At 63.8% G+C, this 24,633-nt stretch carries 20 protein-coding genes; 15 read left to right on the top strand and 5 right to left on the bottom strand.

Annotated features, from left to right (window positions below):
• The first annotated feature begins 105 nt into the window (after positions 1–105).
• The 7 genes from NJ75_RS25145 (at position 106) to NJ75_RS14920 (ending at position 7,763) form a co-directional block, all read left to right on the top strand.
• Positions 106–1,104, top strand: a complete 999-nt coding sequence (locus NJ75_RS25145) for a TonB-dependent receptor plug domain-containing protein (protein ID WP_039335878.1) — start codon at positions 106–108, stop codon at positions 1,102–1,104.
• A complete protein-coding gene (locus NJ75_RS14945) occupies positions 1,013–2,380 on the top strand; it encodes a TonB-dependent receptor (protein WP_236727163.1) in 1,368 nt (455 codons plus the stop codon). The genes NJ75_RS25145 and NJ75_RS14945 overlap by 92 nt, the downstream gene beginning before the upstream one ends.
• Positions 2,381–2,454: 74 nt before the next feature.
• Complete coding sequence (locus NJ75_RS14940) at positions 2,455–3,228, top strand: LuxR family transcriptional regulator (RefSeq protein WP_169745729.1); 774 nt, start codon at positions 2,455–2,457, stop codon at positions 3,226–3,228.
• A gap of 94 nt (positions 3,229–3,322) precedes the next feature.
• Positions 3,323–3,703 (top strand): hypothetical protein, encoded by a 381-nt coding sequence (locus NJ75_RS14935; RefSeq protein ID WP_062780514.1) that lies wholly within the window; start codon positions 3,323–3,325, stop codon positions 3,701–3,703.
• A complete protein-coding gene (locus NJ75_RS14930) occupies positions 3,700–5,976 on the top strand; it encodes a N,N-dimethylformamidase beta subunit family domain-containing protein (protein WP_039335872.1) in 2,277 nt (758 codons plus the stop codon). The genes NJ75_RS14935 and NJ75_RS14930 overlap by 4 nt, the downstream gene beginning before the upstream one ends.
• Positions 5,973–6,644, top strand: coding sequence for a TetR/AcrR family transcriptional regulator (locus tag NJ75_RS14925; protein WP_169745728.1), 672 nt, complete (start codon positions 5,973–5,975; stop codon positions 6,642–6,644). The genes NJ75_RS14930 and NJ75_RS14925 overlap by 4 nt, the downstream gene beginning before the upstream one ends.
• A 198-nt stretch (positions 6,645–6,842) precedes the next feature.
• Positions 6,843–7,763, top strand: a complete 921-nt coding sequence (locus NJ75_RS14920; RefSeq protein WP_052242541.1) for a dimethylarginine dimethylaminohydrolase family protein — start codon at positions 6,843–6,845, stop codon at positions 7,761–7,763.
• Between the two features lie 238 nt (positions 7,764–8,001).
• Here NJ75_RS14920 and NJ75_RS14915 read toward each other — a convergent pair whose 3' ends face one another.
• From NJ75_RS14915 to NJ75_RS14905, 3 genes are all read right to left on the bottom strand, one after another.
• Positions 8,002–9,285 (bottom strand): MFS transporter, encoded by a 1,284-nt coding sequence (locus NJ75_RS14915; RefSeq protein ID WP_039335870.1) that lies wholly within the window; start codon positions 9,283–9,285, stop codon positions 8,002–8,004.
• A gap of 53 nt (positions 9,286–9,338) precedes the next feature.
• Positions 9,339–10,148: a 2-keto-4-pentenoate hydratase gene (locus tag NJ75_RS14910; protein ID WP_039336007.1), complete on the bottom strand. Its 810-nt coding sequence runs from the start codon at positions 10,146–10,148 to the stop codon at positions 9,339–9,341.
• An 81-nt stretch (positions 10,149–10,229) separates the two neighbouring features.
• A complete protein-coding gene (locus tag NJ75_RS14905; protein WP_039335868.1) occupies positions 10,230–11,729 on the bottom strand; it encodes a UxaA family hydrolase in 1,500 nt (499 codons plus the stop codon).
• A gap of 202 nt (positions 11,730–11,931) precedes the next feature.
• Between NJ75_RS14905 and NJ75_RS14900 the strand changes: the two genes are divergently transcribed.
• From NJ75_RS14900 to NJ75_RS14880, 5 genes are all read left to right on the top strand, one after another.
• A complete protein-coding gene (locus NJ75_RS14900; protein WP_039335866.1) occupies positions 11,932–12,948 on the top strand; it encodes a LacI family DNA-binding transcriptional regulator in 1,017 nt (338 codons plus the stop codon).
• Between the two features lie 114 nt (positions 12,949–13,062).
• Entirely contained in the window at positions 13,063–13,701 is a 639-nt protein-coding gene (locus NJ75_RS14895) for an RpiB/LacA/LacB family sugar-phosphate isomerase (RefSeq protein WP_039335864.1), read from the top strand.
• 26 nt (positions 13,702–13,727) lie between these two features.
• Positions 13,728–14,495: a 2-dehydro-3-deoxy-D-gluconate 5-dehydrogenase KduD gene (gene kduD / locus NJ75_RS14890; protein ID WP_039335862.1), complete on the top strand. Its 768-nt coding sequence runs from the start codon at positions 13,728–13,730 to the stop codon at positions 14,493–14,495.
• Between the two features lie 14 nt (positions 14,496–14,509).
• The gene (locus NJ75_RS14885; RefSeq protein WP_039335860.1) at positions 14,510–15,520 is read left to right on the top strand and encodes a sugar kinase; all 1,011 of its coding nucleotides are present in this window, start codon (positions 14,510–14,512) and stop codon (positions 15,518–15,520) included.
• Positions 15,507–17,051 carry a carboxylesterase/lipase family protein gene (locus NJ75_RS14880; protein WP_039335858.1) on the top strand — a complete coding sequence of 515 codons (1,545 nt, stop codon included), beginning with the start codon at positions 15,507–15,509 and terminating at the stop codon, positions 17,049–17,051. Before NJ75_RS14885 ends, NJ75_RS14880 begins: the two co-directional genes overlap by 14 nt.
• Here NJ75_RS14880 and NJ75_RS14875 read toward each other — a convergent pair.
• Positions 17,020–17,415: a cupin domain-containing protein gene (locus tag NJ75_RS14875; RefSeq protein ID WP_039335856.1), complete on the bottom strand. Its 396-nt coding sequence runs from the start codon at positions 17,413–17,415 to the stop codon at positions 17,020–17,022. The genes NJ75_RS14880 and NJ75_RS14875 overlap by 32 nt on opposite strands.
• Positions 17,412–18,752: a pectate lyase family protein gene (locus tag NJ75_RS14870; RefSeq protein WP_039335854.1), complete on the bottom strand. Its 1,341-nt coding sequence runs from the start codon at positions 18,750–18,752 to the stop codon at positions 17,412–17,414. Before NJ75_RS14870 ends, NJ75_RS14875 begins: the two co-directional genes overlap by 4 nt.
• Positions 18,753–19,005: 253 nt before the next feature.
• Between NJ75_RS14870 and NJ75_RS14865 the strand changes: the two genes are divergently transcribed.
• The 3 genes from NJ75_RS14865 (at position 19,006) to NJ75_RS14855 (ending at position 24,558) form a co-directional block, all read left to right on the top strand.
• The gene (locus NJ75_RS14865) at positions 19,006–21,888 is read left to right on the top strand and encodes a TonB-dependent receptor (RefSeq protein ID WP_039335851.1); all 2,883 of its coding nucleotides are present in this window, start codon (positions 19,006–19,008) and stop codon (positions 21,886–21,888) included.
• A 91-nt stretch (positions 21,889–21,979) separates the two neighbouring features.
• Positions 21,980–22,960 carry an alpha/beta hydrolase gene (locus NJ75_RS14860; protein WP_236727158.1) on the top strand — a complete coding sequence of 327 codons (981 nt, stop codon included), beginning with the start codon at positions 21,980–21,982 and terminating at the stop codon, positions 22,958–22,960.
• The gene (locus NJ75_RS14855; protein ID WP_039335848.1) at positions 22,957–24,558 is read left to right on the top strand and encodes a family 43 glycosylhydrolase; all 1,602 of its coding nucleotides are present in this window, start codon (positions 22,957–22,959) and stop codon (positions 24,556–24,558) included. Before NJ75_RS14860 ends, NJ75_RS14855 begins: the two co-directional genes overlap by 4 nt.
• Positions 24,559–24,633: the final 75 nt, after the last annotated feature.

Below are 24,633 nucleotides of genomic sequence, written 5' to 3'. Positions count from 1 at the left end.
CGCCCAGCTGTCCCCGCTTCGGGTGAATTGTTACATCCAGCCCAAGTGAGAACATTGCCTCCAGAGCCAAGCTTTGGGACGGGTTCGGCACAAGGGGGGAATGAGATGGTTGGTACAACTGTGGCTGGCAGGTGGGGACTGTCGCTGGCAGCGCTTGCATCGTCGATGCTGGTTGCTCCTGCCCATGCCGAGGAGGCTGAAGACCAGGCAGCTTCCGGCACGATCCAGGAAATCACCGTCACTGCTCAGAAGCGCAGGCAGTCTGTGCAGGACGTCGGGATCACCCTTTCGGTCGTCAGTGGCGACAGCCTGGCCCAGGCCGGCTCCAGCTCCGTCACCGACCTGACCTCGCTGGTTCCCAATATCCAGGCGAACTACGGCGCCGGGCAGGTTGCGTTCAACGTCCGCGGGATCGGGACCAACGAATTCTCCGCCAACCTCGATTCACCGGTCGCGATCAACGTCGACGAGGGATACCTCGCCAAGACCTTCATGAGCGGTCTCCTCCTGTTCGACATCGATCGCGTGGAAGTGCTCAAGGGTCCGCAAGGCACGCTATTCGGGCGCAACGCCACTGGCGGCGCGGTCAACTTCTTCACGCGCCGCCCGACGAGCGAACTCGCTGCCGGAGGCACCGTTTCGTTCGACAATTACCGCACGCTTCGCGCGGAAGGCTATGTCAGCGGCCCGCTCAGCAGCACGATCTCGGCGCGCCTTTCGGGCATGGTCACGGACCAGGGCCGCGGGACCTATCGCAATCTCACGCTCGGTCGGCGCGAAGGCTTCGAGAAGAAGTGGGGCCCTGCGTGGCCAGCTTCTTTGGGAAAGCGGGCCCGACAGCGTGCTGGTGACCGTGTTCGGCGGACAGCAGAACGGCGAGCTTCAGCCTTACGAAGGCGTCGGCGTATTCACCCCGGCTTCGGTAGCGGCAGGTGCCCCGGTGTTCTGCGGCGCTTATCTGGCGGGGCGTGCCACGGGCGGCAACAGCGGCTGCGTCAGGGGCACGGACGGCCTGTTTCCGGGCGACAACGACCCGTTCACCTCGAACAACAACCAGCCTCATACCGTCCGCAACCGCTCGATCGGCGCAACCGTGCGCTATGAGCACGAGTTCGACGGCGCGACGCTGACCTCGCTGACGTCCTATCAGACCTTCACCCGCCGCCAGCACGAAGACTCCGACGGAAGCCCGGTCAACACCATCGACGTCGACTATTACAACCGGATCCGCCAGTTCAACACGGAGCTGCGGCTGACCTCGAACGGGCAGGGCCGCTGGAACTACGTGCTCGGGCTCTATTACGAGCGCGACGCCTATCGCAACGGCGATTACCTGCAGATCGCGCGAGGCGCAGCACCCGGATTCTACAGCCCCTTCACCCAGACGAGCGACGCGATCGCCGCGTTCTTCCACAACGACGTCCAGCTGACCGATCATCTCAGCCTGACCGCCGGTGTCCGTTATTCCTGGGAGAAGGTCGGCCTGAAGGGCGGCACGTTCGCCGGAACCGGACTTGGCGGCAATCCGCTGGCCCCGACGACGATCGTCGCTACCCTGGCCCAGGCCGACACCAGCCGCACCGACGACGACGCCAACTTCAAGCTGGGCATCGAGTGGAAGCCGGACGTGTCCGGCATGTTCGACAAGTTCATGCTTTATGCGAACGTTTCGACGGGCTTCCGGTCAGGCTCCTACAATGCGGAGTTCACCGCCACCCAGTCTGCGCTGACTTCGCTCGCCCCCGAAAAGATCACCGCATACGAGGCAGGGTTCAAGTCGCTCCTGGCCAATCGCACCATGCAGCTCAACGCCGCAGTGTTCCACTACGACTTCCGCGATGGCTTCATCAACGTCGACAGCGCAACCTCGCCGATCCCGGTGACCATCAACGCAGCCGCGATCAACACCTGGGGCGCGGAGCTTGACTGGCAGTGGCGGCCCATCAACGACCTGTCGGTGGGCATGGTGCTCGGTTGGCTCGACTCCAGGATCGACAGCGACATCACTTCGGGCGGCGCCAGCCTCAAGGGTGCCCGCACCGTGCAATCGCCGCGCTGGACCTTCACCGCGCAGGGCAGCTACATGCCCGCCATCGGCAACGGCCTGAAGCTGATCCTTGCAGCCGACGGTAACTGGCGCTCGTCGCAGTTCTTCGAGACGGTCAACTCTCCCTCCAGCCTTGAGCCGGGTTTCTGGCTGGTCAATGCGCGCGCCGGAATTGGTGCCGAGGACGACCGGTGGAGCCTCACGGCGTTCGCCCGCAACCTTACCGACACCCAATATCGTACCTACGTCAATGACTTGCCCGGATTTGGCTGGGTGCTCAACATCTACGGGCAACCCCGGACTTATGGACTTGCCGCAAACTTCAAATTCTGAGGTTGGAAATGGCCACCTTGACTCCCCGTATCGAATTGCGTGAGGCTCCTCCGATCATACGGAGCGGCCGCGTCATGAAGCCAACGATCGTCTCATCCGGTTACGTCGTCGATCAGGAAGAGGGGCCGCTCGCGCGTCTCACCGAGGATCTCGACCGAGCGAGCGGACTGGAAGAGCGTCTCGATGTCCTTCACGACTTTCTACAATCGTTGGGTTGGAAGCAGTTTGTCTACGGGTGGTCAAGCGGACCGCTTGGAGGGCAGTGTGGCAATGTGCCTGTCCTTGTGCGGGCGTTCCCGACGAACTGGGACCGGCAATGGGACCGGCACAGCCGCCACGATCCATACTTCCTTTCGGCTGCCAACAGCCGCCGCCCGGTTCGCTGGAGCGACGTGCAGAACAGCGCGGACCTGCTGACCGCACCGCAGCGCGATTGCATGCATTATATCTCGGATCTCGGCCTGACGGACGGGATTACCGTGCCAGTCCATGTCCACGGCCGCCGGTTCGCCTTTCTCACGGCGCTGGGCACCGAATGCAGCGCCCAGGACGCCTGCCGCCAGGAAATGACCGCGCTGCTGACCATGGTCGCGCACTACTTCGATAACCACCTCTGGGCCACGACAGAACAGATGGTTGCCGGCCAGATCGCGCTCAGCCCGCGCGAGCATCAGTGCCTGGTCTGGTCTGCCTACGGCAAGACGATCGAGGACATCGCGGCCATCCTCGATATCTCGGCCGAGACGGTCAGGGTCTATCTGAAACGCATCAACCAGAAGCTGGCGGCAGCGAACCGGACCCATGCCGTCGCCAAGGCGCTGCACATGGGTCTGATCTCGCTGAACTAGGCTTCGCGCCACACCCCAGTCCGACAACGTGCTCCCGTGCGGCTGCCCAGCCTGCGCGAGAGCCAAGCCGTGCCGTCGAAGGAGGCAGGAAATCATGCAGTACCCACAAGCCATCAGGGACCGGCAGGCTGATTACGTTTTCATGTTCGACCGTCGGCTTGCCCAGAAGCTCGCCACGACGATCACCGAGAGAATGATCGAAGAGCATCGACGCAAGCCTTTGGGCCAGCACAGCGATGCTCTGGAGCGGGTGCTCAACTTCTTTCGGCGCGGCGGCCTTGCCGGCAAGGTCGGAATCTTCCAGCCTGATCCTGCCCGACCTGTCTATCGCCTCATCCGCTTTCCCGGCGTCCGCGGCGGCTCGGCCACGATCATCGATGGCGAGCCCGCGACCAGCCTCGCAGAGGCGCATCACGCGGCCTTCCTCCAGCGGATCGCGGACCTGAATGCACAGCTTGCAGGGGACGAGGCATGAGCGCGCCCGGCAACCTCACCGGCTATGCTGATCCGCTCAACGCCCGCTGCGGTGGCAGTGTCGATTTCATGCTGCACGATGCCACGCCAGGCACGGCAGAGATCAGTCTCGTCCGGCTGCTGCACGGCGATACCAACCCGCTCGGGCCGGGTTTCGTCGAGAAGGAAGTAACCGGCGTCACGCTGCCCCGGACCGTGGCGGTCGGGCCGCAGTATGTCCCGCTCGGCAGCTGGGCCAGGGCCCGGGACCCTGACGGAGTGCTCAGTGCTTCCCTGCCCTCGGCCACCCTCTTCGCCTTCATCAAGCCGACGATGCCCGGAGCACGCGAACAGATCATTGCCGGAACGTGGGACCCGGCAACGAAGCGGGGTTTTGCGCTGCTCCTGACCGAAGGCGGGCAGGTTGCTCTCAGGCTTGGCGATGAAGCCGGAACGGCCGAGATCGTCTGCCCCAAGCCGGTTGCAGCGCACGCCTGGCATTTCGTCGCCGGTGGCTGGGACGAGACAGGCAAGCTGCTGATCTGGCAGAAGGGCCTGATCTCGCGCTGGAACAGCCTCGTCGGACCGGCACCCGGCTACGATCTCGATGCTGCTGCCACGGAACAGCTGGAGCGGCCGGTGCTGCCATGTGGCGGGCAGTTCACGCTGGCTGCGGCGCTGACCGGCGATGACCGCGCCGTGGCGCACTACAATGGCAAGATCGACCGCCACGGCATCCTCAACGCGATGGCCGGGCATGATGAACTTGCGAGCCTTGCCGCAGGCGAACTGCCCGCCGCCGAGCGATTGCTGGCGTACTGGGACACGACCGCGGGATACACAGACAAAGGCATCGGCGACGTGATCCGGGACGTCGGACCCCATGGCCTCCATGCCCACGGCATCAACCGACCGATCCGGGCCATGACCGGCTGGAACTGGGACGGCCGCAACGACAGCTTCCGGCTCGCGCCGCATCAGTACGGCGGGATCGCATTCCACGACGATGCGCTTGTCGATTGCGGCTGGCAGGCAAGTGTTTCGATCGAAATCCCGCCCGATCTGCCGAGCGGCATCTATGCCCTGCGCGTATCCAAGGACGGCAGCGAAGACCACGTGCCGTTCTTCGTGAGGCCGGACAAGGCGCGCGCGGACATGGCCGTGCTTATGCCGACCTTCACGTATCTGGCCTACGCCAACGAACATCTCAGTTTCGAGGCGCCGATTGCCCAGGCCATCTGCGCCAATACGCCGGTGGTGAGTGAAGCGGATCTCACCTGGAAGCAGCAGGAAGCCTTCGGTCTGTCCACTTACGATGTCCATTCGGACTACGCGGGCGTGTGCTACTCCTCGTGGCGCAGGCCGATACAGAACATGCGCCCGAAGTACCGGATGCCGGCAATCGGTGCGCCGTGGGCTTTCCCGGCAGACCTTTCGCTGATCTGGTGGCTGGACGCGGCGGGCTATGAAGTCAACGTGGTGACCGACCATGATCTCGCCGCCGAGGGCCTGGAGCTGATCGCACCCTACCGCGCGGTGCTGACCGGGACTCACCCCGAGTACTACTCGCTGGGCATGCTCGATGCGCTCGAGGACTACGTAGCCGGTGGCGGTCGCGTCGGATACCTCGGCGGCAACGGCCTCTACTGGGTCACCGAAGTGCGTGACGAGGAGCCGTGGTGCATCGAGGTCCGCAAGCTCGATACCGGCTCGCGGGCGTGGCAGGCCGCGCCGGGCGAAGGCTATCTCGCGACGACGGGGGACCGGTCGGGTCTGTGGCGGGCGCGGGGAAGGCCGCCGCAGAAGCTCGTCGCGCTGGGCTTTACCACCGAAGGTATGGACGAAAGCCAGCCGTTCGAGCGCATGCCCGACTCCTTCGAACCCGAGGCGGCATGGCTGTTCGAAGGCGTGGGCCACGATGAACTGATCGGCAACTTCGGGCTGGGTCTCGGCGGCGCCTCCGGGCTCGAGATGGACCGCTACGACCTCACGCTGGGCACGCCACCGCACACCCTGTTGGTCGCGTCCTCGTTCAATCACTCGGACAACTACCCGCTGGTGTCCGAAGACATCACCTATGCCTTCCCCGGCAGGGGCGGCACGCAGGACCCGCAAGTGCGTGGCGATATTGCATTTTATGCCAACGCCAAGGGCGGCGCAGTGTTTGCCGCCGGGTCGATCGCGTGGAGCCAGGCATTGCCATGCAACGGCGGCCGGAACAACGTCGCGCGCATCATGACGAACGTGCTCGATGCGTTCCGCTCGTCGGACCCGCCGTTTCTGCCACGCACATGACGCGAAGGTCCGGCCCTCCCTTGCACGTCGCCCAGTTGACCCTGCCCGACAGGATGGGCGGTTACGCCAAGGGAGACCGGACGCGCCGCGTAATCCTGCAGGCGGCGCATGATCTTTTGCTTGAGCATGGCTACGCCGCCCTTACGCTGCGCGGCGTAGCCACGGCCTGCAACTTGCGCATGGGTAACCTGACCTATCACTTCCCCTCGCGCGAAAGCCTCGTCTCTGCCTTGTTCGACGCGATCATCCGTGGATACGAGGACGCCTTCGCCGAGATCATGGCCGACCAGAAGCTCCCTCCTGTTGCGCGCCTGATGGACGTGTGCCGGCTCATCATGGACGATATCGGCACGCGGCGCACCACGCGGCTGTTTCCGGAGCTCTGGGCGCTGTCCAACCACGATCCGTTCGTGGCAGACCGCATGTACGAGATGTACGACAGGGCCCGCGCCGCCATCGTATCCGCCGTCCGCTGCGCTTACCCTGCCGCCCACGAACGAAGCGTGGACCTGACCAGCATCTTCATCACTTCGGCGATGGAAGGCATGAGCATCTTTGCCGGGTATGGGAAACCCTATCAGGACGATCGCGCCGAGATTGCCGAGATCGCGCTCGATGCCTTCCTGCACGCAAGCCAGGCCCATGCAGACGAATCGCCGGCCCGCTGACGCCGAAGGGGGTAACCGTGCATCCTATTTGGAATGTTTCCCCGGGGAAACATTCCAAAATGGCGCGCCGTCGATGAGCGGTGAATTGGCAACTGTGGGCGGATAAAAGGCCGCCGAGATAGCCCGACCGCGCCCATCCGTGCGGTAGACAGTGGAACGACCGGGCAAGGGCCACCGTTCTCCCAGCCAGGAGAACATATGAAACTCGATCTTCTTTCGCGATATACCTCTGCAATCGACAGCGTGCCGACCATTCTCGACTGGCGCATCAGTGGCGAGACCGACCTGCTTTCCGACGTCGTCCTGTGCCCGCCGGACTATCTGGCGCCGGTACCTTGCTGCACCGTTACACGCGACAATCTCGAGCAGGGCTTTGCGGTCGATGTGCCGGCGGCCAAGCGGCAGCATGAGGCACTGTGTGCAGCCCTGCGCCGCAACGGCGTAACCTGCCACTTAGTGACGCCAGAACCGGACCTTCCGGATATGTGCTTCACCCGGGACATCGCCGTAGCGACCCCTTTCGGACCGATGCTGACGGCCCCCGCCATGCCGCATCGTCGTGGCGAAACCGAGGCTTTGGCGCGCCACGTCAGAGCCTGGGGGCTTAACTGGCCGCGCGTCACCACGGGCACGATCGAGGGTGGAGACATCTGCATTGCCCGTGAGGGCCTCCTCCTGATCGGGAGTTCGGGCGAGCGGACTTCGCGCGAAGGGCTTGAGGAGTTCGCCGCGCCGTTCCACGATGCCGGCTGGGAAGTGCTGGTCTGCCCGTTCCATGCAGACCACCTCCATCTCGACACCCTGTTCTGCATGGTCAGCCCGGACGAAGCCTTGGCCTGTGTCGAACTGCTCGATGCAAGCTTTGTTGCGCGGCTTCGCGAGCTTGGCATTGCGCTTATCGACATGCCAGCCGCCAGCGTGCCGCAGCTCGGCTGCAACATCCTTGCACTGGGTGGCAAGAAGATCATCGCCAGTGAGGACGACGAGGCCGTTTCACGACTCCGCGCCCGCGACTATCACGTTGTAACAGTTGACGTTTCGCAGTTCACCCGCTGCGGCGGCGGCATACACTGCCTGACTCTTCCAGTCCGGCGCGTGCCAGGCGCGCGAGGAGGATAGACAGGGTCAGCAGGTGCGTGGTTGGAGCTACCTTCATCCCATTTGCAGTTTTGCCATCGCCGTTGACAGATCTCGACGTCAAACGGCTTGGCAAGGACTTACCTTGGGCTGCACCGATGACCCAGAGGAGCCAGTCCCTGCATTGGTCCCTGGCGTCACTCGGATGATGGTCGAAGCAACGGGTAGGGAGTGCCCTTTCAATGACGCTCTCGTGCAGCGCCTCGCTTGCCAACGCGCCTCAAACGGCTGCTGGAGCGAGTCGCGGGCTGAGTATATGCACGACAGCCAGGGCAAGCAGGTAGCTGCTGGCGCAGATGGCGAAAAGAACCTCGTACGAGCCGCCGGTCTTGTCGAGGATGTAGCCGGTGAACAGGGCCATGCCCATCCCGCCGAGAGCCCCGACTGTGCCGCCAATGCCGACCACCGAGCCTACCGCCCCACGGGGGAACACGTCTGAAGGCAGCGTGTAGAGGTTCGCCGAGAAGGCCTGATGCGCCGCAGTGGCAAGCCCGATGATGAATACGGCAGCCCACACGCTGTCGAGGCTCTGCGCGAACGAGATCGGCAGTACCGCCACGGCGCACAGAAACATCGTGGCCTTGCGCGCGAAGTTCGGAGTGCGGCCAGCCTTGATCAGGCGGGAGGACATCCATCCGCCGAAGATCGAACCACCATCGGAAATCAGGTAGATCGCCGCGAGCGGCAGACCGAATGTCTTGAGGTCCATGTCATAGCGCTCGAACAGGTAGCCGGGCAGCCAGAACAGGAAGAACCACCAGACCGGGTCGATCAGGAACTTGCCAAGCGCATAGGCCCAGGTCTCGCGCACGGTCAGGAGCTTTGCCCAGCCGATCTGCTCCACCGGGTCTGCCGGGTCCTGCTGTATCCAGGCAAGTTCGGCCGGCGAGACGCGCGGGTGTTCGGCAGGATGGCGATAGATCAGCCACCATGCGACGAGCCATGCCACACCGAAGATGCCGGTGATGAAGAATGCGGCGCGCCAATCGAACCACAGCACAAGCGCCGGGACCAGCAGTGGCGTGATGATCGCGCCCACATTGGCACCGGCGTTGAACAGGCCGATCGCATAGGCGCGCTCGCGCTGGGGGAACCAGTCGGTGACGGCGCGAATGCCAGCCGGGAAGTTCCCGCTTTCCCCGACGCCGAGACCGAAGCGCGCGGCGGCAAAGCTGACAAGACCGGTTGCGAAGCCGTGCGCCACGTGCCCGGCAGTCCAGATCACGATTGCGATGGTATAGCCAAGCTTCGCGCCGACCACATCAACGATGCGGCCAAAGCCAATGTAGCCGATGGCATATGCGACCTGGAACCAGAACACGATCTGGGCGAAATCGGTCTCGCTCCAGCCGAACTCGGCCACCAGCGTCGGCTTGAGCACGCCGATCATCTGGCGGTCGATGTAGTTGACTGCCGTGGCCGCAAACAGCAGGGCAACGATGACCCAGCGGTAGCGCCCGGCCTTGGCAGAGGCGGCTGCAGCCGGGTTGAAGTTCTGGTCCATTGCTTCTCTCCCGAAGCGGCCAACCCGTTACGGGCTGTGCCGCCAAGTGCAATTCAGCGGGGGCCCGCCGCGATGATCGAGCAGGTCAATTCGCCGTGGCCCTCGAAGATCGCACGAAATTCCTGGCCGACGGCGATCTCGTGCACGCCGGTCACGGCACCGGTGGAGACCCATAGGCCCTGCGACACATCGAAGCCTCGAGCCAGCAGATTGCCAAGCAAGAAGCGCACCGCACCGTAGGGCCCGTCGAGCATCGCGGCAGCGGTTGCCGACCCGACTTCGACGCCGTCAATCTCGCTCCTGACCCTGATTGAGCAGAGGTCGGTCGACTGCCAGTTGGGCAGAGCGGCGCCACGCACCAGGCCAGTGTTGTTCCCGAAGTCGGACACGGTAACCGCCGGACCATCGGCATTGATGCCCGGGTAGGGCGAACTTGCGATCTCGATCCCGATGCGGACATCATCAACTATCGCGATCGTGCCGGCGTCGTCAGCAGGAACCGGACCCTTGAAGCCCGGCGCGACGTGGACAAGGAACTCGGCCTCGCCGGCGGCGAAGCCTCCTGCATAGACCGGCATCGTTGGAGTATCGCCGACATTGGCGTCGACGACGCTGTCCGCAAAGATCGGGCCCGCAAGGCGGTTGGCGCCAAGCGACGCGTCGAGAGGGGGATTGATGCGCCCGACTTTCCAGCCGACGACCTCACGCCCGTCGATCGAAATGGCGCGACCCTGTATGCCATAGGCATCGTCGAGACCCTGCGGCGCGGTGCCGGGGTAGGTTTCGAGGACGCGGGCCTCGCGGCGGGCGCTGACGAAGGCCGCTGCAACCTGATCCGCATTCTCGTTCAATTCGGTCCCCATCCCTTGGTCCTTCATTCGTCCGGCTGCCTATAGGAAACCGGTGTCAATCACAAGTCTCAGCCATCCGGTCGCGTTATACAATTAGAGCGTTACGCCCTTCTTCCAGATTGCCATTTCGCGCTGGTCGCTGCGTTCTGCGGCCGTTCGGCGACCGCTGGCGATAGCGACCAGCGTCTCGAGAAAAGCCGCATCTGCCGCCTGCTCGCCTTCATAGAGCACGCGCGAGGCGTCGAAATCGATCCAGTGGGGCTTGGCCAGCGCCAAGGCCCGGTTCGAGGCGACCTTGACCGTAGGCACCGGAAATCCCAACGGCGTGCCGCGCCCGGTGGTGAACAGCAAGAGCGTTGCACCTGCTGCGGCAAGGGCCGTGGAAGAAACCGCATCGTTTCCGGGCGCTTCGAGCAAGGCGAGGCCGGGTTCGACCGCCTGACCCCCGTAATCCAGCACCGAAGCGAGCGGCGCGGTCCCGGCCTTCTGCACGGCGCCGGCAGACTTTTCCTCGAGCGTGGTAATCCCGCCGGCGATGTTGCCGGGCGACGGATTTTCCGACACCGGCAGGCCCTGATCGAGGTAGTAACGCTTGAAGCGGTTCACCAGCGCAGCGGCAGACGCGAACGTCCGAGCATCGACGGCGCGATCCAGCAGCGCCTGCTCCGCGCCGAAGATTTCCGGAATCTCGGTGAGGATCGGCGTGCCCCCGGATGCGGCCAGGCGTTCGCTGAAGCGGCCGAGCATCGGATTGGCGGTAAGACCTGACAAGCCATCGGACCCACCGCACTTCAGCCCCACGATCAGCGCGGAGAGCGGCAGGTCCTCGCGCTGCGCGGAGACTGCGAGTTCGACCAGTTCGTCTACCAGCGTTGCCGCTTCCACCAATTCGTCGCCAGCGGATTGCGAGGACAGCGTCCGTACCTTGGACCGCGCCGTTTGCGGCAGCGCGGCCAGCAAAGCGCTCAACTGGTTGGATTCACACCCCAGACCGAGCAGCAAGACGCCAGCCGCATTGGGATTGGCGGCCAGCCCAGCCAGCAACGCGCGGGTCGCGTCGAGATCGTCTCCCAATTGCGAACAACCGTGAGGATGATTGAACGCGTGAACACCGTCGATTCGGCCCTCCGCAATCAAGGCGGCATGGCGTGCTTGTGCAGCACGGGCGACCTGCTCCGCAGTGCGACCGACGCAGCCCACTGTTGGCAGGATCCAGATTTCATTGCGCGTCGCGGCACGACCATCGGGGCGTCGGTAGCCCTGCCAGGTCCGTGAAGCGCTGGTCGCCGTGGCCAATCCGCCGCGTGCGACTTCGGCAGAGTAGACCTGTTCGCCGTCAAGCGCGGTCTTCACGTTGTGGACGTGGACGTGTTCGCCAACCTGGATGTCCTGGGTGGCAACGCCGATCGGCAATCCGTACTTCACGACCCGATCACCGACGGCGTGGGCGCGCGTGGCGAACTTGTGCCCCTGCGGAATGTCTTCCATGATCGCAAGGGCGACGCCGCCGACTGTGACCGCCGCCTCGCGGGAAAGCGGACGCAGCGCCACCGCAACGCTGTCCATCGCGTGAACGCGCAGCACGTCCGGCATGGCAACGACGACCGACAATCCGCGACTCTCCCAAAAATACGCCCGGCAGGGCACCGTCTTTGGATAGCTTCTAGGTAACCGGTGTCAATGGCCAAGACTCGCGGCCCATTGCAAAGTCTGACAAGAACCGGCTAGTAACGCTGCAACGCCTTGACACCGGTGTAAGTCACCGTGAACCGGGCTGGGATCGACGGGACGACGTGTGAAGAAGTCGAAGGACGGCAAGCCGACAATCAACGACGTGGCGCGCCTTTCGGGCGTCTCGAAGAAAACCGTCAGCCGGGTAATCAACCGCTCGCCGCTGCTCAACGATGCAACGCGCGAGAAGGTCGAGGCGGTGATCGCGGAGCTGGGCTATGTCCCCAACCCTCAAGCCCGGGCCCTGGCCCTGCGCCGCAATTTCCTCATCGGCCTGATCCACGATAACCCCAACGCGCAGATGGTGCTGGGCGTGCAGGAAGGGATCCTTTCCGCAATCCGCGATACCGAGTTTGCGCTTGTCGTTCGTCCTGTCAATCGCCGCTCGCCTGACATGCTTGACGACGTGCGGGCCTTTCTCGAACAGCAAAGGCTGTTCGGCGTCATGCTTCTGCCGCCAATTTCCGAGAATGATGCGCTTGCCGAACTGTGCGACGAACTTGGCGTCACCTACGTGCGCATGGGCTCGGTCAAGCTTGACGAAGACGAGCACATGGTGGCGTCAAACGACCGCGAGGCGGTTTCGCAAGCGATAGACTACCTGATCCGTCGGGGCCACCGCCGCATCGGCTTCGTCGCCGGTCCCGAAGGTTTCCGCTCCGCTGCCGAGCGGTCGCTGGGCTATCGCGATGCGCTGGAGATGGCGGGGATCCCCTTGGACGATGCCATCATGGCCGAGGGCAACTACACGTTCGAGACGGGAATTGCCGCAGGCAGGAAGCTGCTCGCCGCAACGCCCCGCCCCGGCGCGATCTTTGCGAGCAACGACGAGATGGCCGCAGGCGTTCTGCACGCAGCGCGGACGCTCGGCCTTTCAGTACCGGAGGACCTTTCGATCGTCGGCTTTGACGACACTGCCATCGCCGCCCATATCTGGCCCCCACTCACCACCGTGCGCTGGCCGATCCAGGCCATGGCCAGAGCCGCGGCGCTCAAGCTGATCGACCCGGCAGAGGCGCGCAAGCAGCCCTCGCACTTCCTTTCCGACCTGATCGAGCGGGCGTCGGTCGCCACCTGCTGATACCTGCAAAAATGGCGCACGAATGGGCTTGCTTCGACTAATGACACCGGTTACCTAAGGGTCAAATTCGCGTCAAACTGCTCGGTCAAGCAAGCCGAAGCGAGAGGAATTCCCATGAAAATCGCATTGATCATCGAGAACAGCCAGGCCGCAAAGGCCAGCCTCGTCCACGAATCGCTGGCCGCCGTGGCAGAGCCGCTTGGCCACGAGGTTCATCATTACGGCATGTACACGCCCGAGGACAAAGCCTCGCTGACCTACGTGATGAACGGCCTGCTTACCGGCATCCTGCTCAACTCCGGGGCTGCCGACTTCGTGGTTACTGGCTGTGGCACCGGGATGGGTTCGATGCTTGCTGCAAACAGCATGCCGGGCGTGTTCTGCGGACTGGTGATCGACCCGACCGACGCGTTCCTGTTCGGCCAGATCAACGATGGCAACGCGATCTCGATGCCCTACTCCAAGGGCTTCGGCTGGGCAGCCGAACTGAACCTGCAGGACGTGTACCGCAAACTGTTCGATGGCGAACGCGGCCTTGGCTATCCCAAGGAACGCGCGGCGATCATGAAGACCAATCGTGGCATCCTCAAGAGCCTCAAGGAAGCTTCCTGCCGTGATATGCTGACCGTCCTCAAGACCGTTGACCAGGACCTGCTCAAGGCCGCCATCGCTGGCGAGAAGTTTGCCGACCTGTTCTATGCCAACTGCAAGGACGAAGCGATCTCCGACTACCTGCGCGGCCTTTCGGCCTGACCCCTGATCCAGGGGAGAGGATAACGATGAACCTGTTCGACCTATCGGGCCGCGTTGCGGTCGTCACTGGTGCCAACACCGGTATTGGCCAAGGCATTGCCGTGGCGCTGGCACAGGCGGGGGCAGACATTGCCGCAGTCGGCCGCACGCCTGCCGAGGAAACCGCAGCCAAAGTTCGCGCACTGGGGCGCAATTGCGAAGTGGTTGGTGCCGATCTTTCGACGATCGAACCGGTGCAGGCTGTGGTCGAACAGGTGATCTCTTCGCTCGGCGGGCTCGACGTGCTGGTCAACAACGCGGGCATCATCCGTCGGGCCGATGCGGTGGACTTCACAGAGGCGGACTGGGACGCGGTGGTCGATACCAACCTCAAGTCCGTGTTCTTCCTCTCGCAGGCGGCGGGCCGCCACATGATCGCCAACCGCGAGGCCACCGGGCGGCGCGGCAAGATCATCAACATTGCTTCGATGCTGAGCTTCCAGGGCGGCATCCGGGTGCCGAGCTACACCGCAAGCAAGAGCGGCGTCGCCGGCCTCACCAAACTGCTTGCCTGCGAGTGGGCGGCCAAGGGTGTGAACGTCAACGCGATTGCACCGGGCTATATCGCCACGAACAATACCGCCGCGTTGCAAGCGGACGAGACGCGCAATCGCCAGATCATGGAGCGTATACCGGAAGGACGCTGGGGTGATCCGGCGGACATCGGCGGCGCAGCGGTGTTCCTTGCCAGCAGCGCGGCAGATTACGTGCAGGGACACGTGCTGGCCGTCGACGGCGGCTGGCTGGCCCGGTGACCCCTGGCGCCCTGATGGCCGGTCACCTCGTATGCTTTGGCGAATTGCTGTTGCGGCTCTCGCCACCCGGCGCGCGTCTGATGGTCCAGGCGCAGAGCCTCGAGATGGTTGTCGGCGGGGCGGAAGCCAATGTGGCCGTCGCGCTCGCCTCGCTGGGCCACGCCACCCGCATGGTGACGCTGCTGCCCGACAATCCCCTTGGCGACAAGGCGCGGGCCGAACTCGGCGCGGGCGGAGTCGATACCCGCTTCGTCGCCCGTGGTCCCGGGCGCATGGGGCTCTATTTCATGGAGCCCGGCGCTGGGCTCAGGCCCTCATCGATCACATACGATCGCGCCGGGTCCGCATTTGCGCATGCTGACGCTTCGGCGTTCGACTTTGCAGGAGCGCTTGAAGGGGCGAACCTGCTGCACTTGTCGGGCATAACCCCTGCGCTCGGGCCCAATGGCGTCGCGCTTGCCCGAGCCGCCGTGGCTGCAGCGCAGAGCGCGGGCGTACCTATCTGCCTGGACGGAAACTACCGGGCTCAGCTCTGGGAAAGCTGGAACAGCGATCCGCGCGCCGTGCTGACCGAACTGGTGGGTGCAGCGACCGTGCTCATCGGCAACCACCGCGACATATCACTGCTGCTCGGCAAGACGTTCTCGGGCGATGGCGCCGAACGGCGGCGCGAGGCGGTGGAAGCGGCCTTCGCCGCGTTCCCCAACCTGCAACTGATCGCCTCGACTGCACGCCAGGTGGTCAGCAGCGACCACCATCGCATCGCGGCGCGCGTCGACGCGCGCGAGTCAAAGCATCAGACATCCGAGATCGACGTTACCGGCATCATCGATCGGATCGGGACCGGGGACGCCTTCGCGGCCGGAGTGCTGCACCGTTACCTGCAAGGCGGCGATGCACAGGCCATGGCCGAATGCGGCCTTGCGCTTGCTGCGCTCAAACACTCTGTCCCCGGCGACTTCTGTTTAATAAGGCAGAGCGAACTCGCTGCGTTCAGCGCCGAAGGCGGCGATGTCAGGCGGTGAACTGACCCGGCGCGCGTTGCTTGGCGCCAGTGCGGCACTCGCGGCATCACCGGTTCTGGGCAGAGCCCGAGACCCGCAAGCGGGACGCTTTACCGGACTGCGCGAGGATGCCGTGCTGGCCTTCAAGGGCATTCGCTATGGCCGTGCAGAGCGGTTCGCACGGGCCGTGCCGGAGCCGTGGCAAGGCCCGCCGCGAAGGGCGCAGAGCTTCGCCCCGATCGCTCCTCAACGCGGCAATCCCGACTTGGCGCAGAGCGAGGACTGCCTGTTCCTCAACGTCTGGACGCCGGATACCAATCCGCGAGCGCGGCGTGCGGTCATGGTCTATTTCCATGGCGGGGCCTATTCCAACGGCACGGTCACCGATCCGCTGACGCGCGGCGGGACGCTGGCGGCGCAAGGCGACGTCGTCGTCGTCACAGTCAACCACCGGCTGAATGCACTTGGCTATGCTTGGCTCAAGCCTTTCGGGCCGCAGTTTGCGGACAGCGGCAATCTTGGGCAGCTGGACCTGATCCTTGCCCTTCAATGGGTGCGCGCCCACATAGCCGCGTTCGGTGGGGATCCGGCGCGGGTCATGGTCTTCGGCCAATCGGGAGGCGGCGCCAAGATTGCGACACTGATGGCGATGCCGGCGGCTGACGGCCTGTTCCATGCGGCGGCAACGATGAGCGGCCAGCAAGTCGTGGCGAGCGGACCCGGGAACGCATGGAAGCGGACGCTTGCCCTGCTAGCAGCGCTGAAGCTGCGCCCCGATGACGTGGAAACACTTCAGACGATGCCTGTGCAGCGACTCGTCGAAGGCCTTGCCGCACCCGACCCGATCATGGGTGGCAACCTTTACATGGGCCCGGTGCTGGACATGACCAATCTGCCCCGCCACCCGTTCTGGCCGGATGCGGCGCCCCAGTCACTGGGAATACCGATGATCCTGGGCAATGTGCGCGAAGAGACCCGGGCCTTCATCGATCCGCGTGGGCCAAAGCTACAGGGGCTGGCCTGGGACAACCTCGCGGCCCGCATAGCGCCAGAGATCAAGATCGATCTCGACGTCGATTGGGTCGTCGGGCAGTACCGCTCGCAATACCCGCAATGGACGCCAGAGCAAGTGTTTTACTCCGCGACCACGGCGGGCCGCTCGTGGCCCGGGCAAGTGATCGAGGCTGACGAGCGGGCGAAGGCTGGTGCCAAAGCCACCTGGGTCTATCAGCTGGACCGCGCTTCTCCCAGCGATCCCTTGCGCGGTGCCGCACATACCGATGACATCCCTTACGTCTTCGGGACGCTGGATGCGCCCGGCAGCATGAGCGGGGCGGATGCAGGCGCTCGGACCACCAGCAGCCTGCTGATGCAAGCATTCACCGGCCTTGCCAAGACCGGCCAGCCCGGGCTGGCGGAATGGATGCCGTACACCCTTCCAGACCGGGAGACGCTGGTGGTTTCGGACGGCCGGGTCGAGACCGTCAACGATCCACGCCGGTGGGAGCGCGAACTCTGGGCTACGGCACCTTACGTTCAACCGGGTAGCTGATGATCAGTGCCAGAGGCGCGTCCCCGCGCTGCGTGATGCCGACGACCGCGCCTTCGTAGAGGTAGGCGGTCATGCCCTTCCTCAGCACGGCACGCTGCCCGTCAGACACGACTTCGCCTTCGCCTTCGAGCACGTAGTAGACCTCATCGTGCGCGATGGGATGTTCGCCGATTGACGCGCCGACATCCAGAGTGCGGCGGCGGAACTCCATGCGGCGCGGCTGAGGCACCGCGTCACTGATCCGCCATGCAGTGCTCATGCCGATGCCGCCATGCGGCGGGGGTTCACGCCGCATGGTGTCCACCTCATCGATGACCGCCATGGGCGGCGCTGCGGCAAGCAACAGGGCGAAGACCGCGTTCATGGCTGGCGCATCGTCGCGTCGCGGGAAGAGAGTTTCTCCTGCGGTCCCGCCTTCTGGCCCGGATACCGGCCCGACTTCGGCGTCATCGTATCGAGGTTCCAGTCGGCCTCGACGAAGGGCGCGAATGTGGCCACGGTGTGCGGATAGCCGCCGACTTCTTTCTCGTCGTCGATGATGTCGCCACGTCCTTCGGCGACGAAGAACAGCACCCGGATATCATCGGGCGCACGATCCCACGGACGCGCACCGACTGTCTGCAGCACGGACGTCTCTACCTCACCCGAAGGCAGGGTGCTGTAGCGAGAGATGTCGGTCAGGGGCGCTTTCGCGGTGATCAACCTGGCCCGCGTCTCGCCATAGCGGCCGAACTGCGGAAGGGGGTTGCCGTGGCGGTCGACCGCGCGGTTGTCCTTGCCGAAGTACTTTAGATCGCCATCGCCGCCCAGCATCAGGAACGGCAGGCCCGGATCGGTATCGTTGCCGCCGCGCATGACGTTGCCAACTGCAGTGATCTCGCCAGTCACATAGTCGTGGCCGCCCCATTCGAGGTTCATCAGGTTGTAATGCACCGCGCGGTGGCCGGGATTGTAGATCACATTGTTGATCATGGTGACCTGCGCGCCGCCCTTCACCAGTGGCGAACGCTCGACATTATGCGCCCAGACGTTGCGGTAGAAGGTGATGTTCGTCGCATTGTCATGGATGAGCGAACCCTTGGAATGCTCACCCTTGGGGTGGCTGGCATTGGCAAGTCCTTCCGCAGCGATGTTCTCGCGGAAGACGATGTCGTGGCTGGTACCAGCGCGCCATTCGGCCACGGAATTGCCGGTGAAGCGCGGTCCCGACGCGGACATGTTCTCATCGAGCGCCCACAGGAAGCTACAATGTTCGACCACGACATTGCGCGCCGCCACAGTCGAGAAGGCGTCAGCCTCCCAGCCTGAAAGCTTGGCCTGACCATCAGCACCGGTCATCACGCGCAAGTGGGAAAGGATGACGTCGTGCGTCTTCAGATCGATGCCACCCTTGACGATCGTGATTCCTGGCGACGGCGCAGTCTGTCCCGCTACCGTAAGGAACGGCTCGGTGATCTCCAGCGTGTCGCGGCCCATGTCGATCGTGCCGCCGACCTCGAACACGACGGTGCGCGGACCCTTTGCGGCAAGCGCCTCGGCAAGTGATCCAGGGCCAGCTTTTGCCAGCGTGGTAACGCGGATGATTCGCCCGTTGGCCCCGCCCTTGGTCGGATCGGCGGGGTGCGGCCCGGCCCAGGCGGTCGTTGCCAGCAGACTGGCGAAAATGGCGGAAATCGTGAACTTTTGCAGTCTCTGATGCATCGCAGACTCTCCCATTGGCATGGTTATTGACAGAGGCGCGATGCAAGGGCAATAAATAATGACACCGGTTACCTAAATGACATGCCAAGCCTTTGCGGGCATGATCGCTGCGGGATCGGATCGATAGCCGGTACCATGTTGGTAGCAGGGCCGGCTTGCGGGAGCAGTGGTGCACAGAAAGGTTGTCGGTTCGCGTCATCCCTCTTTGACACCGGTATCAATGGCCTCGACAAGGGCAATGAGGGGATTCATCATGCTTACTTCAGTTTCGCGCATATCGCTGTTCAGGATGGCGTTGCTGGCGGGCGGCGGGCTCGCGGCAAGCGGTCTTGCCCAGGCGCAGGAAGCGGTCGCAGCTCCCGAAGCACAAGTCGGCGCAGACGATGCGGCTATTGATGATGCGATCGTCGTGACCGGATTCCGCCAGTCACTCCAAGCGGCCATCAACGTCAAGAAGAACGCCGTCGGCGCAGTGGATGCCATCGTCGCCGAGGACATCGCCAAGTTCCCAGACCAGAACCTTGCCGAATCGCTGCAGCGCATCCCCGGCATCTCGATCTCCCGCGATGCCGGTGAAGGCCGCGCCATTACCGTGCGCGGTCTGTCGAGCCAGTTCACCCGCGTCCGCGTCAACGGTCTTGAAACCGTGGCGACGTCGACCGACGGCGCATCGACGAACCGCGACCGCGCATTCGACTTCAACGTCTTCGCTTCCGAGCTCTTCAGTTCGATCGTCGTCCACAAGACCGCAGAAGCAAGCCTCGATGAAGGTTCGCTGGGCGCCGTGGTCGATCTCAACACCGGCAACCCTCTGGCCGGCAAGGCCGGCTTCACCGGCGTCGCCTCGGTCGTCGGCACCTACAACGACCTGTCGGATTATGTCGGCCCGCGTCTCGCCGGCCTGCTCAGCTGGCGCAACGATTCCGGCACCTTCGGTGTGTCTCTTTCTGCCGCGTACCAGAAAACCAAGGTCCTTGAGCTTGGCAACAATACGGTGCGCTGGTCACAGGCCCGCTTTGACTCCGTCAATGGCGCGCCATGCTTCACGCAGAGCGCCACCGACCTGACCGGCCGCCAGAACTCCGGCGGGACCTACACCGTCGGTCGCAACGCCGCGTGCGACAAGGCCGCGCTTGCCTTCCACCCGCGCATTCCGCGCTACGGCGAGGTCAAGCATGACCGCGAACGCCTGGGCCTGACCGGCTCGGTCCAGTTCGCGCCGACCGATGCCACCAAGTTCTCGATCGATGGGCTCTTTTCCCGCTTCAACGCCGATCGCGAAGAGCAGTGGGGCGAAGTCCTGCTGCGCAGCAACGAGCGTTCGATCGACGTCGTGAACCCGGTCTACGACAGCAACAACAACATGATCTCGGCGACGCTCAACGATGCATGGGTCCGCACGGAGCATTACCTTCGCAAGAGCAAGACCGAGTTCTATCAGGTCGGCGGCACCTGGGACCAGGACCTGTCGGATACCTTGCGCTTTACGGTGCTCGGCGGTTTCTCGAAATCGGATGCCGACATCCCGGTCGAAACCACGATGATCTTCGATGATCGTGACGCGCAGGGGTACAGCTTCGACTACACCGACATGAAGAGCCCGAAGCTGACCTTCGGCACCAGCGTGACCGACCCGGCCAACTTCCAGCTCGCCGAAATCCGCGACCGCCCATCGACCGTGGTGAACAAGTTCAAGACCGTGCAGTTCCGCACGGAATGGGACGTTGCGGAGGGCTTCACCGTGAAGGCCGGTGCGATGTGGCGCCGCTTTAATTTCGACACCGAATCCTACACCCGCGACACCGCTGTGTGCGGCAATGGTGGGCTTGACCGCGTGCTTGGCACGATCACGTGTTCGGCCTCGTCAGTCTTTGGCCCGACGGCCGTTTACGGCATCCCGGTGACGGCGCAATTGGCGCAGATGTTCAACCTCGGCAATGCCGGGCAGCCAGCAGGCAACACCAACGCCTGGCTGGTTCCGAATCTCGAAACCACCACGGCGCTGACGAAGCTCTACGACCGCGCGCTCGTTCCCGATGCTGGCAACATTCGCGGTGTCCAGGAAACCACCAAGGGCGGTTACCTGCAGTTTGACGGCAAGGGCGAACTACTGGGACTGCGCTATGCGCTCAACGCAGGCATCCGCTATGTGAAGACCGAGCAGTCCTCCTATGGTCTTGTCAGTGGGACCCAGGCCACGGTCGAACGGTCGTACGACAACTGGCTTCCCTCGGCGAACGTGGCGTTCTACCCGACTGAAGACCTGATCATTCGCGGCGCAGTTGCCGAAGTGATCACGCGTCCAACGCTAGGCTCCCTGACGCCGGGCGGTTCGGCGGACGGGTTCAACTTCCGGGTGAACAGCGGCAACCCGTTCCTCAAGCCCTTCCAGGCCACTAACTATGACCTGTCGATCGAATGGTATTTCGCTCCGCAGGCGCTGATCTCTGTGGCGGGCTTCATCAAGGATGTGGCCAGCTTCACCCAGAGCGCAGCCATCACCGAGGCGACCTTCGCGCAGACCGGCCTTCCGGCCTCGGTGCTGAACCCCTCTTCGCCAGCTGCGCTGAACCCAGCCCTCCTCAACCAGCCGATCTGGACGCTGACCACCACCGTCAACGGCACCGGTGCAAAGCTCAAGGGTATCGAACTGGCAGCGCAGATCCCGTTCAAGATCTTTACCGAAGGCTTCCTCGGCAACTTCGGCATCATCGCCAACGCAACCTTCATCGACAGCGATGCAACCTACACGCTGCAGGGTCCGGCGACTACGCCAGGTGGCGCGTTGGTCAACGTCGACAGGACCGCGGCTCTTGCCAACGTCTCAAAGCAGGCCTTCAACGGCACGCTGTATTATGACGACGGCCGCTTCTCGGCCCGCGTAATGGGCACCTATCGCGGCCGCTATCACGAGGGTGCGAGCGGCACCGGCAACGTCCTCGAAGGCTATGGGTCGATGTTCAACCTCGACGCCTCGATGCGGTTCAAGCTGACCGATTGGGTCGAACTCTCGGTCGAGGGCAACAACCTGCTCGATACCTACCGCTATCGCTACACCGACATCGACGCGAACCGGAACTACGAGAACAATCATTATGGGCGCAACATCCTGGTGGGCGCCCGCTTCAAGTACTGACGACCAACCTGCCGGGCGCATCCCTCCCGCGCCCGGTACCTCAGAAGGAGCTGCCATGACTGTCGCAGGATCACTGGATCGTCGATTTTTCATGGCAGCTTCTCTTTTGTCACTCGGCCTTGGTGCAGCAGCGAGTGGCCAGACGCCGCCGCCCGCCGTGTCCGGTGGCCCCCTGCCCCCTGGCCTGCCACAGCCATCCGAAACGATCGATCTTTGGCCAGGCGGTGCGCCCGGCCAACCGGCCAAAGCACTGGTCGAAACCGTGCAGGAGCGCTCGACTGACCGCCTCGTCACCGATCGTGCCGTCTTCGGGATATCCCGCCCGCGCATGGCAGTGTTCCGGCCTGACCGCCCGAACGGCGCTGCGGTCCTGATAACGCCGGGCGGGGGCTATCGCTGGGTTGTGGTCGACAAGGAAGGGTACGAGATGGGCCGCTGGCTCGCGGCCCGTGGCTTCACCGCCTTCGTCCTGTTCTATCGCCTGCCCGGGGAAGGCTGGGCAGCGGGTCCGGATGTCGCACTATCCGATGCGCAGCGCGCCATGCGCCTCATTCGCCAGCGCGCCAGGGATTTCGCAATTGATCCGGAACGCGTGTCTGCAATGGGTTTCTCAGCCGGCGGTCATGTCTGCGCCGATCTTGCCACGCGCTTTGCGGTGAAGACCTATGCCCCGGTCGATGCGGCAGACGCGCTGTCGGCCAAACCGCACAGCGCCGCGCCGATCTATCCGGTGGTCTCGATGTCCGCACCCGATGCCCATCCCGGTTCGCGCGAACTCCTGGTCGGCAAGGCCGCTGCGCCGGAGATGGAAGCTGCGCATTCCCCTCACCGCAACATGCCGCGCGATGCCCCGCCACTGTTCCTGCTTCATGCCGAGGACGATGACGCGGTACCGGTGAACAATACACTGCTGCTTCGTGCCGCCGCCAAGGCACAAGGCGTGCGCGTCGAGACCCACCTGTTCGAGTTCGGCGGCCATGGCTTTGGCCTGCGCAAGGCAATCGGCAAGCCGGCCGAGGTCTGGCCGGATCTTTGGCGCGCGTGGGCGCGAACCACGGGACTGGCGCTATGACTGTGAATCGCCGTGATGCGCTGAAATCTGCCGCCCTCGTCTCTTTCGGTCTTGCCGCGCCTCTCGGAGCAAACGCAGCACCTGCGCCGCGCGAGGTCCCCTCGCGGCACCGGGGCTTCGACAACCAGCGCGTTGCCGATCTGGGCAACGGCATGTTTCTAAACCCGATCCTTTCGGGCGACCGTCCGGATCCGGCGATCCTCAAGGACGGCAAGGACTATTACCTCACCTTCTCCAGCTTCGAGAGCTATCCCGGGCTGCTGATCTGGCACTCACGCGATCTGGTGAACTGGCAGCCGCGCAAGCCTGCGCTACACAGGAACATCGGATCCGTCTGGGCAGTCAGCCTTGAGAAACACGCCGGACGCTACTTCCTTTACATCCCGGTGAAGGCTCTCCCACGCAACGAGATCTACGTGATCCATGCCGATCATATCGACGGGCCGTGGAGCGATCCGGTCCCACTTGGACTGCACGACCATATCGATCCGTGCCATGCGGTCGGCGAAGATGGTTCGCGTTGGCTGTTCCTGTCGGGCGGCGATCGCGTACGTCTTTCGGACGATGGCCTGAAGATCGCAGGCCCGGTCGAACATGTCTACGACCCATGGCGATATCCCGATGAATGGGACGTCGAAGGCTTCTCGCCCGAAGGTCCCAAGATCCATCGCATCGGCAAATGGTTCTACATGCTCACCGCCGTCGGTGGCACTGCCGGCCCGCCCACAGGCCACATGGTCATTGCCGCACGGTCGAAGTCGATCCACGGACCCTGGGAGCAGCATCCCGGCAATCCACTCGTCCGAACCAAGGACGTGCGCGAGGCCTGGTGGTCACGTGGCCACGCCAGCTTGGTCGAAGCTCCTGACGGATCGTGGTGGAGCCTTTATCATGGTTTCGAGAACAGCTTCTGGACGCTTGGACGCCAGTGCTTGCTTGATCCAGTCGCCTGGACTGCAGATGGCTGGTTTCACATGCAAGGCGGCGATCTCTCCAAGCCCCTGGCCAAACCGAGAGGGGGCGAGGCGCTTCCCCACGGAATGCCGCTAAGCGACAATTTCAGCACGCTGCAACTCGGAACAAAATGGTCGTTCTTCCGCCCGGCACCCGATGAAGCGGACCGCGTGCGCGTTTCCGACAGGACCCTGTTCTTCAAGGGCAAGGGTCTGGCACCATCGTCCGGTTCGCCCTTGCTGCAGATCGCGGGAGATACGTCCTATCAGTTCGAGTGCGACATCGAGCTGGCCGAGGGCGCCACTGCTGGACTTGTGCTGTTCTACGACGACAAGCTTTATGCCGGTCTAGGCTTCGACAGGGAGCGTTTCGTCACGCATCAGTACGGGATGGAGCGCGGCCGGCCAGCGAACCCGCACGGTTCGGCCATGCGGATCCGCGTGACCAATCGTCGCCACATCGTCAGCTATCACACCTCGGGTGATGGCGGACGCACCTGGCGCAAGTTCGACCGCGGAATGGAAGTCTCGGGCTATCACCACAACGTCCGTGGCGGTTTCCTGATGCTGCGTCCCGGCCTTTATGCCGCAGGACCGGGCGAAACGAAATTCCGCAACTTCATTTTCACCGCACTGGACGACTAATGCCCCGCATACTTGAGCTTCATCCGGACCGGCTTTTGCCGGCCGATCCATCGGTGCGCGCGATTGCGCGCGAGC

The organism is Novosphingobium subterraneum, assembly GCF_000807925.1.
Classification (GTDB): Bacteria; Pseudomonadota; Alphaproteobacteria; order Sphingomonadales; family Sphingomonadaceae; genus Novosphingobium; species Novosphingobium subterraneum.
This window is presented reverse-complemented; position numbering and strand designations above follow the sequence as displayed.

Bases quoted from the DNA above. Each gene is read 5' to 3' on its own strand.
- NJ75_RS14880 (WP_039335858.1), top strand. From the start codon at position 15,507: ATGTCAGGCGGTGAACTGACCCGGCGCGCGTTGCTTGGCGCCAGTGCG.
- NJ75_RS14935 (WP_062780514.1), top strand. From the start codon at position 3,323: ATGCAGTACCCACAAGCCATCAGGGACCGGCAGGCTGATTACGTTTTC.
- NJ75_RS14860 (WP_236727158.1), top strand. From the start codon at position 21,980: ATGGCAGCTTCTCTTTTGTCACTCGGCCTTGGTGCAGCAGCGAGTGGC.
- NJ75_RS14870 (WP_039335854.1), bottom strand. From the start codon at position 18,752: ATGCATCAGAGACTGCAAAAGTTCACGATTTCCGCCATTTTCGCCAGT.
- NJ75_RS14925 (WP_169745728.1), top strand. From the start codon at position 5,973: ATGACGCGAAGGTCCGGCCCTCCCTTGCACGTCGCCCAGTTGACCCTG.
- kduD (WP_039335862.1), top strand. From the start codon at position 13,728: ATGAACCTGTTCGACCTATCGGGCCGCGTTGCGGTCGTCACTGGTGCC.
- NJ75_RS14855 (WP_039335848.1), top strand. From the start codon at position 22,957: ATGACTGTGAATCGCCGTGATGCGCTGAAATCTGCCGCCCTCGTCTCT.
- NJ75_RS14940 (WP_169745729.1), top strand. From the start codon at position 2,455: ATGAAGCCAACGATCGTCTCATCCGGTTACGTCGTCGATCAGGAAGAG.
- NJ75_RS14885 (WP_039335860.1), top strand. From the start codon at position 14,510: ATGGCCGGTCACCTCGTATGCTTTGGCGAATTGCTGTTGCGGCTCTCG.
- NJ75_RS14915 (WP_039335870.1), bottom strand. From the start codon at position 9,285: ATGGACCAGAACTTCAACCCGGCTGCAGCCGCCTCTGCCAAGGCCGGG.
- NJ75_RS14895 (WP_039335864.1), top strand. From the start codon at position 13,063: ATGAAAATCGCATTGATCATCGAGAACAGCCAGGCCGCAAAGGCCAGC.
- NJ75_RS14875 (WP_039335856.1), bottom strand. From the start codon at position 17,415: ATGAACGCGGTCTTCGCCCTGTTGCTTGCCGCAGCGCCGCCCATGGCG.
- NJ75_RS14930 (WP_039335872.1), top strand. From the start codon at position 3,700: ATGAGCGCGCCCGGCAACCTCACCGGCTATGCTGATCCGCTCAACGCC.
- NJ75_RS14910 (WP_039336007.1), bottom strand. From the start codon at position 10,148: ATGGGGACCGAATTGAACGAGAATGCGGATCAGGTTGCAGCGGCCTTC.
- NJ75_RS14905 (WP_039335868.1), bottom strand. From the start codon at position 11,729: ATGCCGGACGTGCTGCGCGTTCACGCGATGGACAGCGTTGCGGTGGCG.
- NJ75_RS14920 (WP_052242541.1), top strand. From the start codon at position 6,843: ATGAAACTCGATCTTCTTTCGCGATATACCTCTGCAATCGACAGCGTG.
- NJ75_RS25145 (WP_039335878.1), top strand. From the start codon at position 106: ATGGTTGGTACAACTGTGGCTGGCAGGTGGGGACTGTCGCTGGCAGCG.
- NJ75_RS14865 (WP_039335851.1), top strand. From the start codon at position 19,006: ATGCTTACTTCAGTTTCGCGCATATCGCTGTTCAGGATGGCGTTGCTG.